The organism is Paraburkholderia sp. (genome assembly GCF_035948235.1).
Classification (GTDB): domain Bacteria; phylum Pseudomonadota; class Gammaproteobacteria; order Burkholderiales; family Burkholderiaceae; genus Paraburkholderia.
Genome location: NZ_DASZJJ010000016.1, coordinates 1 through 15,283 on the forward strand (window position 1 = coordinate 1; position 15,283 = coordinate 15,283).

The 15,283-nt window shown below is 64.3% G+C and carries 9 protein-coding genes and 1 pseudogene; 8 read left to right on the forward strand and 2 right to left on the reverse strand.

The annotated features are described in order from the left end of the window. From VG320_RS01035 to VG320_RS01055, 5 genes and pseudogenes are all read left to right on the forward strand, one after another. A pseudogene (locus VG320_RS01035) lies at positions 1–147 on the forward strand (TetR/AcrR family transcriptional regulator); the annotation flags it as partial. Positions 148–219: 72 nt separating this feature from the next. After that, entirely contained in the window at positions 220–2,007 is a 1,788-nt protein-coding gene (locus VG320_RS01040) for an acyl-CoA dehydrogenase C-terminal domain-containing protein (protein WP_327198330.1), read from the forward strand. A 170-nt stretch (positions 2,008–2,177) separates the two neighbouring features. Continuing rightward, the gene (locus tag VG320_RS01045) at positions 2,178–4,619 is read left to right on the forward strand and encodes a 3-hydroxyacyl-CoA dehydrogenase/enoyl-CoA hydratase family protein (protein WP_327198331.1); all 2,442 of its coding nucleotides are present in this window, start codon (positions 2,178–2,180) and stop codon (positions 4,617–4,619) included. A 34-nt stretch (positions 4,620–4,653) separates the two neighbouring features. Next, positions 4,654–5,853 (forward strand): acetyl-CoA C-acyltransferase, encoded by a 1,200-nt coding sequence (locus VG320_RS01050; protein ID WP_327198332.1) that lies wholly within the window; start codon positions 4,654–4,656, stop codon positions 5,851–5,853. A 79-nt stretch (positions 5,854–5,932) separates the two neighbouring features. Next, complete coding sequence (locus VG320_RS01055; RefSeq protein ID WP_327198333.1) at positions 5,933–6,703, forward strand: enoyl-CoA hydratase; 771 nt, start codon at positions 5,933–5,935, stop codon at positions 6,701–6,703. Positions 6,704–6,745: 42 nt separating this feature from the next. On the opposite strand, the gene fdhD is transcribed toward VG320_RS01055, so the two are convergent. Then, positions 6,746–7,585, reverse strand: coding sequence for a formate dehydrogenase accessory sulfurtransferase FdhD (gene fdhD / locus VG320_RS01060; RefSeq protein WP_327198338.1), 840 nt, complete (start codon positions 7,583–7,585; stop codon positions 6,746–6,748). Positions 7,586–7,796: 211 nt separating this feature from the next. Here fdhD and VG320_RS01065 point away from each other — a divergent pair, with 211 nt between their 5' ends. Then, a complete protein-coding gene (locus VG320_RS01065) occupies positions 7,797–8,279 on the forward strand; it encodes a nitrate reductase associated protein (RefSeq protein ID WP_327198334.1) in 483 nt (160 codons plus the stop codon). 214 nt (positions 8,280–8,493) lie between these two features. Further along, the gene (locus VG320_RS01070; RefSeq protein WP_327198335.1) at positions 8,494–12,189 is read left to right on the forward strand and encodes a sensor domain-containing protein; all 3,696 of its coding nucleotides are present in this window, start codon (positions 8,494–8,496) and stop codon (positions 12,187–12,189) included. Between the two features lie 61 nt (positions 12,190–12,250). Here VG320_RS01070 and VG320_RS01075 read toward each other — a convergent pair whose 3' ends face one another. Beyond that, positions 12,251–12,643: an acyl-CoA thioesterase gene (locus VG320_RS01075; protein ID WP_327198336.1), complete on the reverse strand. Its 393-nt coding sequence runs from the start codon at positions 12,641–12,643 to the stop codon at positions 12,251–12,253. Between the two features lie 293 nt (positions 12,644–12,936). On the opposite strand from VG320_RS01075, the gene VG320_RS01080 reads away from it, so the two are divergent. Then, on the forward strand, positions 12,937–14,826 hold the full coding sequence (locus tag VG320_RS01080) for an ABC transporter ATP-binding protein/permease (protein ID WP_327198337.1): 1,890 nt from the start codon (positions 12,937–12,939) through the stop codon (positions 14,824–14,826). Positions 14,827–15,283 lie beyond the last annotated feature (457 nt).

The window sequence follows — 15,283 nt, forward strand, 5'->3', positions numbered from 1 at the left end:
GATCCCGCGCTGATGCTGTTCGAACTGTATAGCGTGACACTCGGCCTGCATCATGACGGCCGCTTCCTGCACCTGCCGGACGCGGTGGAGCATACGTGGGCCGCGTTCGAAAAACTGATTGTTTCGTACCAGAGCGTGAGCGAGTAGCGAGCGCCGCGCACAGCGTCGCGGCGGTACGCGAAAGCCCGAAACTCTAAAGCTCTATCTAGGGAGAAAAACATGGGACAGTACACCGCGCCGCTGCGCGACATGCAATTCGTGCTGCACGAACTGCTGAACGTGGAAGGCGAAGTCAAGCAGATGCCGAAGCACGCTGACCTCGACGCCGACACCATCAATCAGGTGCTGGAAGAGGCAGGCAAGTTCTGCTCGGAAGTGCTGTTTCCGCTGAACCAGGTCGGCGACCGCGAAGGCTGCACGTATGCCGGCGACGGCGTCGTCACCACGCCGACGGGCTTCAAGCAAGCGTACAAACAGTACGTCGAAGCCGGCTGGCCCGCACTGGGCTGCGATCCCGAATACGGCGGCCAGGGCCTGCCCGCGTTCGTGAACAACGCGCTCTACGAAATGCTGAATTCGGCGAACCAGGCGTGGACCATGTATCCGGGTCTCTCGCACGGCGCCTACGAATGTCTGCACGCGCACGGCACGCCCGAGCTGCAGAAGACCTATCTGCCGAAGCTCGTCGAAGGCGTGTGGACCGGCACGATGTGCCTGACCGAACCGCACTGCGGCACCGATCTCGGCATCCTGCGCACCAAGGCCGAACCGAACAGCGACGGTTCCTACGCGATCTCCGGCACGAAGATCTTCATCTCCAGCGGTGAGCACGACATGGCGGAGAACATCATCCACCTCGTGCTCGCGCGCCTGCCGGACGCGCCTCAAGGCACCAAGGGCATTTCGCTCTTTATCGTGCCGAAGTTCATCCCGACCGCATCGGGTGCAGTGGGCGAGCGCAACGGCATCAAGTGCGGCTCGATCGAGCACAAGATGGGCATCCACGGCAACTCGACCTGCGTCATGAACCTGGACGGCGCGACGGGCTGGCTCGTCGGCGAGCCGAACAAGGGCTTGAACGCCATGTTCGTGATGATGAACGCAGCGCGCCTGGGCGTGGGCATGCAGGGTCTGGGTCTGACCGAAGTCGCTTATCAGAACTCGCTCGTCTACGCGAAGGAGCGTCTGCAAATGCGCGCGCTGACCGGCCCGAAGGCGCCCGAAAAGGCCGCCGATCCGATCATCGTGCATCCGGACGTGCGCCGCATGCTGCTCACGCAGAAGGCCTGGGCCGAAGGCGCGCGCGCCTTCACGTACTGGTCGGCGCTGCAGATCGACAAGGAGCTGTCCCACGCCGATGAAGCCGAGCGCAAGGAAGCCGCCGATCTGGTCGCGCTGCTCACGCCGATCATCAAGGCCTTCCTCACCGATAACGCCTTCGACAGCACCAACCTCGGCATGCAGGTGTTTGGCGGCCACGGCTTTATCTCCGAGTGGGGCATGGAGCAATACGTGCGTGACGCGCGTATCAACCAGATCTACGAAGGCACCAACACGATCCAGTCGCTCGACCTGCTGGGCCGCAAGGTGCTGGGCGACATGGGCGCGAAGCTCAAGAAGTTCGGCAAGCTGGTGACGGATTTCGTCGAAGCCGAAGGCATCAAGACCGAGATGCAGGAGTTCGTGAATCCGCTCGCCGACATTGGCGACAAGATGCAGAAGCTCACGATGGAAATCGGCATGAAGGCGATGCAGAACCCGGACGAAGTGGGCGCGGCCGCGGTGCCGTACCTGCGCACGGCGGGCCACCTCGTGTTCGCCTACTTCTGGGCGCGCATGGCGCGCATCGCGCTGGACAAGGAAAGCTCGGGCGATCCGTTCTACAAGTCGAAGCTGGCCACGGCGCGCTTCTACTTCGCCAAGCTGCTGCCCGAAACGGCAACCTCGATCCGCCAGGCGCGCGCGGGTTCGAAGACGCTGATGGAAGTCGACGAAGCGCTGTTCTAAGCGCTCAGGTGGTGCGCTGCGCCTTTAAGCGAGCGCACCACTGAACACCGCATCACCGAATCTCTCAAGCGGCGCACCGGTCAGAAAAATAACCCTCCGGTTCGCGCCGCGAAAACATCCCGTATTTATTCCGTTTTCGCTCGACATTGCATATCCGCTGGAGGAACAACGTGAGCAATCTTAATATTCGCAAGGTCGCCGTGCTCGGCGCCGGCGTGATGGGCGCGCAGATCGCCGCGCACCTGATCAACGCCCGCGTGCCCGTGCTGCTGTTCGATCTGCCCGCGAAGGAAGGCCCGAAGAACGCTATCGCGCTCAAGGCGATCGAGACGCTGAAGAAACTGTCGCCCGCGCCGTTCGGCGTGAAGGACGACGCGCAGTACATCACGCCCGCGAACTACGAAGACGATATCGCGAAGCTGGCGGAATGCGATGTGGTGATCGAGGCGATCGCCGAGCGCATGGACTGGAAGCACGACCTCTACAAGAAGGTCGCGCCGCATATCGGCCCGAAGGCGATTTTCGCCACCAATACCTCGGGTCTGTCGATCACGGAACTGTCGCAAGGTTTCGACGACAACCTCAAGGCGCGCTTTTGCGGCGTGCACTTCTTCAATCCGCCGCGCTACATGCACCTGGTCGAGCTGATCCCGACCACGCACACGCAGCCCGAAATCCTCGACCAGCTCGAATCGTTCCTCACGAGCGTGGTCGGCAAGGGCGTGGTGCGCGCGAAGGATACGCCGAACTTCATCGCCAACCGCGTGGGCATCTTCTCGATTCTCGCGGTCATCACGGAAGCGAAAAAGTTCGGTCTGCGTTTCGACGAAGTCGACGACCTGACGGGCAGCCGTCTGGGCCGCGCGAAGTCGGCGACGTTCCGCACGGCTGATGTGGTCGGTCTGGACACGATGGCGCACGTCATCAAGACGATGCAGGACAACCTCAAGGACGATCCGTTCTTCCCGGTCTACGAGACGCCGGCTGTGCTGGCGGGTCTGGTCGCGAAGGGCGCGCTCGGCCAGAAGACGGGCGGCGGTTTCTATCGCAAGGAAGGCAAGGCGATCAAGGTGCTCGACGGCAATACCGGCGAGTACGTGGATGGCGGCGCGAAGGCCGACGAACTGGTGGGCCGCATCCTCAAGCGTCCGCCCGCAGAACGTCTGAAGCTGCTGCGCGAGTCGGAGCACCCGCAGGCGCAGTTCCTGTGGTCGATCTTCCGCGACGTGTTCCATTACATCGGCGTGCATCTGGAATCGATCGCCGATAACGCGCGCGACGTCGATCTCGCAATCCGCTGGGGCTTCGGCTGGAACGAAGGTCCGTTCGAAGGCTGGCAGGCCGCAGGCTGGAAGCAGGTCGCCGAATGGGTGAAGGAAGACATCGACGCGGGCAAGACGCTCTCCAGCGCGCCGCTGCCCGCCTGGGTGTTCGAAGGCCCGGTCGCCGCGAATGGCGGCGTGCACGGTGGCGAAGGCTCGTGGTCGCCCGCGGCGGCGCGCTTCGAGCCGCGTTCGAATCTGCCGGTCTACGAGCGTCAGGTGTTCCGCGCGGCGCTGTTCGGCGAATCGAATGCACGCGACCCGAAAACCTGGGGCAAGACGCTGTTCGAGAACGAGCATCTGCGCGCATGGGTCGATGACCGCGCGGGCGAGGACGACGTCGTCATCGTCTCGTACAAGAGCAAGATGAACACGATGGGCCCGGGCGTGCTGGACTCGCTCGTGAAGGCCATCGAGATCGCCGAAGACGGCTACAACGGCCTGGTGGTCTGGCAGCCGACGTCGCTCAAGCTCGGCGCGCCGGGCGGCCCGTTCTCGGCGGGCGCGAACCTCGAAGAAGCCATGCCCGCCTTCATGATGGGCGGCGCGAAGGGCATCGAGCCGTTCGTGAAGAAGTTCCAGGACACGATGATGCGCGTGAAGTACGCCAACGTGCCGGTCGTGGCGGCGGTGTCGGGCATTGCGCTCGGCGGCGGCTGCGAAATCATGCTGCACAGCGCCAAGCGTGTGGCACACATCGAAAGCTATGTGGGTCTGGTGGAAGTGGGCGTGGGTCTGGTTCCGGCAGGCGGTGGCCTGAAGGAAGCCGCACTGCGCGCAGCAGAAGCGGCGGCGCAGATTGGCGCGGTGCCCAGCGACCTGCTGCGCTTCCTGCAGAAGTCGTTCGAAAACGCGGCGATGGCGAAGGTTTCGGGTTCGGCGCTCGAAGCGCGCACGATGGGCTATCTGAAGCCCTCGGACACGATCGTTTTCAACGTGTTCGAACTGCTCGACACCGCGAAGAAGGAAGCGCGGGCTTTGAGCGCATCGGGCTACCGTGCGCCGCTGCGCGCGAAGCAGATTCCGGTGGCGGGCCGCTCGGCGATTTCGACCATCAAGGCGTCGCTCGTCAATATGCGCGATGGCCGCTTCATCAGCGATCACGATTACCTGATCGCGGGCCGTATCGCGGAAGCGGTGTGCGGCGGCGACGTCGAAGCGGGCAGCCTCGTCGACGAGGAATGGCTGCTCACGCTGGAGCGCCGCGCCTTTGTCGATCTGCTCGGCACGCAAAAGACGCAGGAACGCATCATGGGCATGCTGCAAACCGGCAAGCCGGTGCGCAACTAAGCGGCACGACGCACACCAGATACTGGAGTTACAGATGAGCAAACAGTTGCAGGACGCATACATCGTCGCCGCGAGCCGCACGCCCATCGGCAAGGCGCCGCGCGGCGTGTTCAAGAACACCCGCCCGGACGAACTGCTGGTTCACGCGATCAAGTCGGCCGTCGCACAGGTGCCGGGCCTCGACACCAGCGTGATCGAAGACGCTATCGTCGGCTGCGCGATTCCGGAAGCGGAGCAGGGCCTGAACGTGGCGCGTATCGGCGCGCTGCTCGCGGGGCTGCCGCAGAGCGTGGGCGGCGTGACCGTCAACCGCTTCTGCGCCTCGGGTCTGACGGCGCTGGCCATGGCCGCCGACCGCATCCGCGTGGGCGAATCCGACGCGATGATCGCAGGCGGCTGCGAATCGATGAGCATGGTGCCGATGATGGGCAACAAGCCGTCGCTTTCGCCGCACATCTTCGACCGTAACGAAGACGTTGGCATTGCTTACGGCATGGGCCTGACCGCCGAGAAAGTGGCGGAGCGCTGGAAGGTGAGCCGTGAAGCGCAGGACGCGTTTTCGGTGGAGTCGCATCGCCGCGCGTTGGCTGCGCAACAGGCGGGCGAATTCAACGACGAAATCGCTCCGTACACGATCATCGAGCGTTTCCCCGATCTCGCCACCGGCGAAGTGAAGGTGAAGGAACGCCTGATCTCGCTGGATGAAGGCCCGCGTGCGGATACCACGCTCGAAGGCCTCGCGAAGCTGCGCGCGGTGTTCGCGAACAAGGGTTCGGTGACGGCGGGCAATAGCTCGCAGACCTCGGATGGCGCGGGCGCGCTGATCGTCGTTTCTGAAAAGATCCTCAAGCAGTTCAACCTCACGCCGCTCGCGCGTTTCGTGAGCTTCGCGGTGCGCGGCGTGCCGCCGGAAATCATGGGCATCGGCCCGAAGGAAGCGATTCCGGCTGCGCTGAAGGCTGCGGGTCTGAAGCAGGACGACCTGGACTGGATCGAGCTGAACGAAGCGTTTGCCGCGCAGTCGCTGGCGGTGATCCAGGATCTGGGCCTCGATCCGTCGAAGATCAACCCGCTGGGCGGCGCGATTGCGCTGGGTCACCCGCTTGGCGCAACGGGCGCGATTCGCGCTTCGACGGTCGTGCACGGCCTGCGCCGCCGCAACTACAAGTACGGCATGGTGACGATGTGCGTCGGCACCGGCATGGGTGCTGCTGGCATTATCGAGCGCCTGTAAGCGGATCACGCGCTAGCGCATAAGACATACGGTTCGCAGGCTTCACGGTCTGCGAACCGTTTTTTTATCGAGACACCTCATGAGCAACGAAATCCTGATCGCACGCGAAAACGGCGTGCTGACGATCACCATCAACCGCCCCGAGCGCAAAAACGCGCTCACGCCCGCGATGTATCAGGCGATGGCCGATGCGCTCGCTTCGGCGCACGAGGACGGCGCCGTGCGCGCCGTGCTGCTGCGCGGTCACGCCGATATATTCACGGCCGGCAACGATATCGAGGACTTCCTGAAGAACCCGCCCACCGGCGGCGATTCGCCCGTGATGAAGTTCCTGCATACCATCGCGACCTTCGAAAAGCCGCTGGTCGCGCAGGTGGCGGGCGCGGCTGTCGGCGTGGGCACGACGCTGCTGCTGCATTGCGACCTGGTCTATGCCGCCGACACGGCGCGCTTCGCGATGCCGTTCGCGCAACTGGGCCTGTGCCCCGAAGCGGCTTCGTCGCTGCTGCTGCCGCGTATCGCGGGCTACCAGGGCGCGGCGGAAAAGCTGCTGCTTGGCGAAACCTTCGACGCCGCCGAGGCGCATCGCATGGGCTTCGTGAACCGCGTCGTGGCAGCGGCTGAGCTGGAGGCGTTCGTGGCCGCGCAACTGGCGAAGCTGGTGGCGCTGCCCGCGTCGTCGCTGCGCGCGACCAAGTCGCTCATGAAGCGCGCGAGCGAACACGAGATCAAGACGCAGATGAGCGAGGAGTCAGTGCACTTCGGCAAGATGCTGCTGGCGCCCGAGGCGCGCGAGGCGTTCACGGCCTTCCTGCAAAAGCGCAAGCCGGATTTCCGGCAGTTCGATTAAGCGGTCCGGCGGTCCGGCGATCCGGCGGTCCGGCGGCCCGGCTCAGGCGGCGCTGGCCGCCGTGTCGTAATCGACGAAACCGGACTCGCGGCAAAAGCTCACGAGCCGCAGTCCGGCGCGCTTCGCAATGGTGACCGCGAGCGACGAGGGCGCCGAGATCGTCGCGACCATCGGCATGCCCACGCGCGCGGCCTTGCGTACCAGTTCGTAGCTTGCGCGGCTGGAGAGGAAGACGAAGCCTTGCTGCGTGTCGGCACGGTCGAGCACCAACTGGCCGATCAGCTTGTCGAGCGCGTTGTGACGGCCCACGTCCTCGAAGGCGCGCAGGATCTGGCCATCGGCGTCGCACCACGCGGCGGCGTGCAGGCCGCCCGTGAGTTTCGTGAGCGCCTGATGCTGCGGCAGATCGCGCGCCGCGCGGGCAATCGCGTCGGGCGCGAGACGCGCCAGAAAGCCGGTTTCGGGCACGGTTTCCGGTTCGAGATCGAGCAAATCGATGCTTTCGATGCCGCACACGCCGCAGCCGCTACGTCCGGCCAGCGCACGGCGCTTTTCCTTCAGCTCGACGAAGGCCTGCTGCACGACCGTGAGGTGGACTTCGGCGTGCGGGATTTCGGCTTCAGCGTGCCAGAACACTTCGATGTCCTGGATGTCGGCGTTGCGCCCGACGATGCCTTCCGAGATCGCAAAACCCACCGCGAAGGCCTCCAGATCGCGCGGCGTGCACATCATCACCGCATGCGAGATGCCGTTGAAGACCAGCGCGACGGGCCATTCCTGACCGACGTGGTCGTCGCGCGTCTCGACGCTTTCGCCGCGATGGCGATGCACGCGCAACGCGACGGCGCCAGCCTGTTCATCGTGATCCTGGGCGTCTTGCAAAGGCGTGAACGCGGCAGGGAAGGCGGGGGAACGCGGGGAATTCAAGCGGGGACTCCAGTGATCCTTGTTCGGCGCGGCGAGGCGGCTTCGGGCGGCCTGGAGTAACACTCGCATGCTGGCCGGCCCCCGGCGCGGAAGGTTCTAAAATACCTCAAGCGGGCATCTTTCGCTCGACCGCACCCGCACCGCCCGCTTCCCGAGGATTATCGCCATGGCATTGACCGAAGCTCCGCTCCTGTTCCAGTTCGAGGTTGTCTCGTCCGAGGACCTCACCTTCATCCCCATGTGCGTGCGCTTCAACCTGGACCGTTTCGGGCTGCGCATCTCGCTGGCGCAGTGGCAGTTGCTGCCGTATGAGGACCGCCGCCTGCTGGCGCGTTTCCCCGTCGACGACGACGCCGAAATCGAGCCGAACTTCGATCACGCGCTATTCGAGATGTTGCGCACGCATGCCAATGTCGAACCGGAGTGGTTTTCGCCCGAAGAAGCGCCCGCGTGGCGCGACGTCAACGCCGTGCCGGGCGGCATCGCCAATCAGGCGGCGCTCGCGAATCTGGTCGCGCCTGGTGTCGAGGACTGGGCGCAGCTCGCGCCGTTCCAGCGCTATGTGCTGGCCAAACTCGCGCGCAAGCCGGAAGCCAATCACGATTTCGTGCCGGCGATGCATGAATTCGGTCTGGCCGTGCCGTGCTGAAATTCGTCCGGTTTTATCGATGCGTTGCCCCGCTGGAATTAGAGCGTTCACCCTAAAAACGCTGCGCGCACGCGAATTTACGCAAGGCAACCCTCAAGCCTTGCCCTGAACTGCCGTTATCCGGAAGGGCGCTCCGCGCGCCTGCCTGTTGCGCACAGGTCGTTAGCAGTCATCCCATGCCCGCCGCACGGCGACGAACGACGTTCCGGCATTCATGAACCTTCATTTTTCGAAGCGGCACCTCATCAACCTCGTGGTGGTGGTGGCTGCCGTCGGCGCAAACGCTTTCGTGGCATGGACGCAGATTGGCGGGCAACGCGAAATCGACCAGCGCGCCTCGCAGGCCGCCCGCGTACGCCATGATCTGGACCATTTTCGTGACCTGCTGGGCGGCGGACTGGCCGCGTTAGGGCGCTTCGGCGCCGACGGGGAGACCGAGTCCACCGATGCGCGCGAGGCCCGCGCCACCGAACTCGACGATACGGCCCAGGCGCTGCACGCCGAACTGGCGAACGATCCGGCGCTCACACGCCGCTTCGACGCGGTGGCGACCGAAGGCATCCTGCTCGCGCGCGAGATCGACGAGACGCTTGCGCGCGCCGAACAACGCGTCGCCGATGCGCGGGTTCAGGCGAGCGCGGCGGCGGCTTCAGCGGCTGGCGCTGCGTCTGCGGCGGCAGCCTTGCCCGCCGTGCCAACCATTGCCGCTTCCGCCGCCGTTGCGCCCACCGCGCCTGCGCCGAATCCCAAGGCGGCGACGCACGAGTCGCATCGCGGCAAGTTCATGGGTGTCGCAGCGCATCTGGGCGCGAACAAGGCGCACGCGCATAAGGCGCATCCGCACGACCTGTCTGCGCCTTATGCGGCGAGTTCGGGCGGACCGCAGACGGCCAGAAGCCTCGCCGAGCCCTATGCAAGCGCCAGTGCCGTCGGCTCGCCGCAGGTGAGTGCGCATAGTCTTGCGCAGCCGTATGCGTCGGGGGCGCTCGCCAGTAACGCGACGCTCGCCGCGCCGTATGCCAATCCCGCAGCGCCGTCGAGCGCCGCGCCACGCTCGCTCGCCGAGCCTTATGCCGCTGCCAACGCCGCATCGGGCGCCGTGCCGAACGCGCCCGTGCTCGCCGCTGCCTCCACAGACGCAGCAAGCGCGTCCGCCGCCCAGTTGAACAGCGCGCTTCCCATCGGCACGTCGGCCTGGGTCGCGAACGAATACATTCGCCTCGATACGCGCGTCGATCGCGTCGACGCAAAACTTTCGGCGTTGCAGGGCGAGCAGGATCTCGCGCTGGCCGCAGCGCTCGCCGAATCCACACGTGCGGGCAGCCGCGCCTCGATCCTGCTGATCGTCACGATGCTCGCGGGCGCGACGCTCCTGATCTACACCTTCGGCGCACGCGAGAACGCCGCGCGCGAGAAACTGCGCGCGCTCGCCGGCATGCGCACGCGCAACGAGCGCTTTCAGGGCCTGTTCGACGCCCATCCGGTACCGATGTACGTGTTCGACCGCGAAACGCTGCGCTTTCTCGCCGTCAACGCGGCGGCGATCCAGCAGTACGGCTACAGCGAGGAAGAATTCCTCGACATGACGATTCGCGAGATCCGCCCGCAGGAGGACGTCTCGCGGCTCGAACAGCACCTTACGCGCTCGGATACGCTCACGCCGAACATCCGCACGATGGCCGGCATCTGGCATCACGTGCGCCGCGACGGCACGCTCGTGAGCGTCGATATTTCGCACCACGCGCTCACCTTCATGGGACGCGCGGCCGTGTTCGTGCTGGCCGACGACGTCACCGAGCAGATCAAGGCCGAAGTGGAGGCGCAGCGCTCGAACCAGATGCTCGAAACGGTGATCGACAATATCCCGCAGCGCATCTACTGGAAGGACGCGCAGTCGCGCTATCTGGGCTGCAACATGACGTTCGCGCGCGATGCGGGTCTCTCGTATCCCGAGCAGATCGTCGGCCGCACCGACGACGATCTGCCGTGGCGCGCATACGCGCCCAACATGCGCGAGCAGGACCGCGAGGTGATCGACGCCGGGCTGCCGCGCCTGAATTACGAAGAAGACCTGACGATCGACGGCCTGCATCGCACCACCATCACGAGCAAGCTGCCGCTGCTGGACGGCGATGGCCGCGTGATGGGCGTGCTCGGCACCTATTCGGACACCACCGAAAGCAAGCGCGCCGATCTCGCGCTGCGTCTGCAAAGCCGCGCGCTCGACGCCTGCGTGAATGCGATTCTGATCACCGGCCCGGGGCCGGGCGGCAGCAACCTGATCGAGTACGCGAACCCGGCGTTCCGGCGCATCACCGGCTACGATCCCGCCGATGTGATCGGCCTCGATTGCCGTCTGTTGCAGCGCGACGATCGCGATCAGGACGGCCTGGTGGCGATCCGCCAGGCGCTCATAGGCAACCGCGAAGTGAGCGCCGTGCTGCGCAACTATCGCAAGGACGGCGCGCTGTTCTGGAACCAGTTGCTGATCGCGCCGGTGCCCGATCTGGACGGGCGCATCACGCACCACATCGGCATCATCAACGACGTGACCGAGCTGATCCGCTATCAGGAGCAGCTCGAATATCAGGCCAACTACGACAGCCTCACGCTGCTGCCCAACCGCAATCTGCTGCGCGACCGTCTGCAGCAGGCGCTGGTGGCGGCGCAGCGGCACGAACGCGGCGTGGCCGTGGTGTTCATCGACCTCGACGGCTTCAAGAACGTCAACGACAGCCTGGGCCATAGTGTCGGCGACCGGCTGCTGGGCGTGGTCGCCGAGCGGCTCACGCGCTGCACGCGCACGAGCGACACGGTGGCGCGCCACGGCGGCGACGAGTTCGTGATCGTACTCACCGACACCATCGACGAAAAATCGCTGATTGGCTGGATGGAGCGCGCGCGCCAGATGATTTCGGAGCCGGTGATGATCGACGGCACGGAGCTGTATGTCGGTTGCAGCATGGGCGCGAGCGTGTTCCCGCAGGACGGCAACGACGCCGAAACCCTGCTCAAGAAAGCCGACGTGGCGATGTACCGCGCCAAGGAGCTGGGCCGCAACACCTTCCAGTTCTACGAGCCGGAGATGAACGCGGCCGCGGGCGCGCGCATGAATCTGGAGCGGCGTCTGCGCCGCGCGCTGCGCGACAGCGAATTCCTGCTGCACTACCAGCCGCAGGTGGAGATCGAGAGCGGGCGCATCGTCGGCATGGAGGCGCTGGTGCGCTGGCACGACCCGGAAGCGGGTCTTGTCTCACCGTCGCAATTCATTCCGGTCGCCGAGGAAAGCGGCTTGATCGGGCCGTTGTCCGACTGGGTGCTGCGCGAGGCCTGCCGCCAGAACCGCGCGTGGCAGGATGCCGGCCTGCCGCCGGTGCGCGTGTCGGTGAATCTGTCGGCGAAGACCTTCCATCAGCGCGATATCGCGCAACTGGTGAGCAGCGTGTTGCAGGAGACCGGGCTGGAGCCGTGCTGGCTCGAAGTCGAACTCACCGAAAGCACGCTGATGCGCAACACGGAAGAGGCGGTATCGATGCTCAACGCGCTGCACGAACAGGGCGTGGGCATCGCCATCGACGACTTCGGCACGGGCTATTCGAGCCTGAGCTATCTGAAGCGGCTGCCGGTGGACCGGCTCAAGATCGACCGCTCGTTCGTGGCGGATATTGGCACCAGCAGCGACGACGAAACCATCACGGCGGCCATCATTGCGCTGGCGCACGAACTGCGTCTGCAGGTGATCGCGGAAGGGGTGGAGACGTCGCAGCAGTTCGCGTTCTTGCGCGAGCGGGCGTGCGACGAGTTGCAGGGCTACTTCTTCGCGCCGCCGTTGCCGGGGCCGGAGATTGCCGCGCTGCTGTCGGCGAGCGCGGCCTACGAAGAGGGCGCGGGGCTCGCCTGGGCGGATTAATGCCGGCTGGGCGTTAAAAGGACAACGCGCGCCGACGGCCGCGGCGCGCGCGTGAGCGTCTTTATGCTGCGGGCAGCGCGCGCGGACGGCGGTCGCTGCCGGTCGCCACGTAGGTGAGCGTCGCTTCGGTGACCTTGACGACTTCGTCCTGCAGACGCATGCGCTGCGCGTAGACCTCGACCTGTACGGTCACCGAGGTGTTGCCCGTCTTGACGATATCGGCGTAAAAGCTCAGCAGATCGCCGACGAACACCGGCTGCTTGAACAGGAACGAGTTCACCGCGACGGTCGCGACGCGGCCATTGGCGCGGCGGCTGGCGGGAATCGAGCCGGCGATGTCGACCTGCGACATGATCCAGCCGCCGAACACGTCGCCGTGGACATTGGCGTCCGAGGGCTGCGGCACGACGCGCAGCGCGGGCGACTTCTGGGGAAGCGGATAAGAGTCGGTCATCGGGAATCCAGGGAAAAAGCGAAAGCAGGACAGAAGCGGGGCAGGAACGGCTTGGTGCAGCCTGCGGAAAACGCGCCGTCCGGGCGCGCCCAGCGGCGCATGCCGCCTTCTGCGACAATAGAGCGATCAGGAATTGTACGGGAAAGCGCCATGCGCAGCGGGTCGGCCAGCCGGCCTGAGCGCTGGAGTAGAAGCCCACGCCTAACCCGTCGTTAGCTGTCTTTAGCGTCCCCCGACTCTCGCTGTGTCCCGTGCTCGTGTGCATGTGGCACGTTCAAGCACTTTCATCGCCCATGCGCCGTTTCCCCGCCTCCAACGAACCCGCGCTGCCCGCCACCGGGCCGCGCAACGACTGGCAGACCATCGTCTCGCTGCTGCCGTATCTCACCGCGTACAAATGGCGCGTTGCGTTTGCGCTGACCTGCCTGATCGGCGCGAAAGTCGCCAACCTGGGCGTGCCGATCGTGATGAAGCACATCGTCGACGGTCTTGCGCCGGTGCGGCATCTGACTGCGCTCGGCCGCGCGGAGCACGCGCCGGCAATCGTGCTGATGGGCGGCATCGGCTTGCTGGTGGTGGCGTATGCGGCGGTGCGGCTGTCGACGTCGCTGTTCACCGAATTGCGCGAGATTCTTTTTTCGAAGGTGACGGAAAGCGCGGTGCGCCAGCTCGCGCTCAAAGTGTTTCGCCATCTGCATGCGCTGTCGCTGCGTTTTCATCTCGATCGGCAAACCGGTGGCATGTCGCGCGATATCGAACGCGGCACGCGCGGCATCACACAACTGATTTCCTATTCGCTTTATTCGATCCTGCCGACGCTCGTGGAAGTGGGCCTCGTGCTTGGCTTTTTCACGGTGAAATACGAGGCGTATTACGCGCTCGTCACGCTGGCGGCGCTGGCTGCGTACATCGTCTTTACGGTGAAGGTGACCGAGTGGCGCACGCATTTCCGGCGCACGATGAACGAGCTGGATTCGCGCGCCAATTCGCGGGCGATCGATTCGCTGCTCAACTATGAGACGGTGAAGTACTTCGGCAACGAAGAATGGGAGACGCGCCGTTACGACGAGAATCTGCATCGCTATCGGGCGGCGGCGATCAAGTCGCAGCGGTCGCTTTCGGCGCTGAATTTTGGGCAGCAGGCGATTATCGGCACGGGGCTGGTGTTTATTCTCTGGCACGCGACTCAAGGTGTGATGGCGGGCAAGCTGACGCTTGGCGATCTCGTGCTGATCAATACCTTCATGCTGCAGCTTTATATTCCGCTGAATTTTCTGGGCGTGGTCTATCGCGAGCTCAAGCAGAGTCTTACCGATATGGATCGCATGTTCACGCTGCTCACGGTTGCGCGCGAAGTGCCCGATGTGCCCAATGCGCCTGCGATCGTTGTGCGCGGTGGCGAGGTGCGCTTTACGCAGGTGAACTTTGCGTATGAGCCGGCGCGGCAGATTCTGCACGACGTGAGTTTTACGATCGCGGCAGGCACCACGACGGCGGTGGTGGGGCATAGCGGATCGGGTAAATCGACGCTCGCGCGGTTGATGTTCCGTTTTTACGATCTTGAGCGTGGCGCCGGTGGGGCGATTACCATCGACGGGCAGGATATTCGCGATGTGACGCAGGATTCGCTGCGTGCTTCTATTGGGATCGTGCCGCAGGATACGGTGCTGTTTAACGATTCGATCTATTACAACATTGCTTATGGGCGGCCTACGGCGAGTCGCGATGAGGTGATCGCGGCGGCGCGCGCGGCGCATATTCATGCGTTTATCGAGAGTCTGCCGAAGGGGTATGACACGCCTGTCGGGGAGCGCGGGTTGAAGCTCTCGGGTGGGGAGAAGCAGCGGGTTGCCATTGCGCGTACGTTGCTCAAGAATCCGCCGATTCTTTTGTTCGATGAGGCGACTTCGGCGCTGGATTCACGTTCCGAGCGGGCTATTCAGCATGAGCTGGATCTGATTGCTCGGGAGAGGACGACGCTTGTTATTGCGCATCGGCTTTCTACTGTTGTGCACGCGCAGCAGATTATTGTGATGGATCGTGGGCGGATTGTTGAGCGGGGTACTCACGCCGGGTTGCTTGAGGCGCAGGGGCTTTATGCGCAGATGTGGGCGCTTCAGCAGCAGCGTGCGCCTGAGGCGGCTGATGCGCCTGTTGTTGAGTCGGCGCGTGGGCATTCTTGAGGTGTTGGCATTTCCTTGTGGTCGTGTCGGTCTATTAGCGTTGCCCCTGTGCGGGGCGGCACCTACTTTTCTTTGCAGCGGCAAAGAAAAGTAGGCAAAAGAAAGCCGCTCAAACCGCCAGTGTGACGCAGTCCACCACTTGCCGAATATCGAAGTGGTGACTGGTCTTGCTCGCATCACGCGCGCAATAACGGAGTGGTGACGCCCGCACATCCAGGGCGCTTCGCCCCCGTGGGGCATAACCACAAACCGGCTGTTTGCCGGTCACCGAGGAAAGTTAGAAGTACTGCTGGTTTCCCACGCAAACCCAACCGTAGCGAGCGAAGCGAGCAACGGGATGAATGAGTCCTTTGTCACTTCGTTTTATGGCGAGAGGTGCGATCAATGCCCAGTCACCACTCCGCTATACGAATAGAGGTGGACGGCGTCACACTAGCGGTGTGAGCGGCTTTCTTTT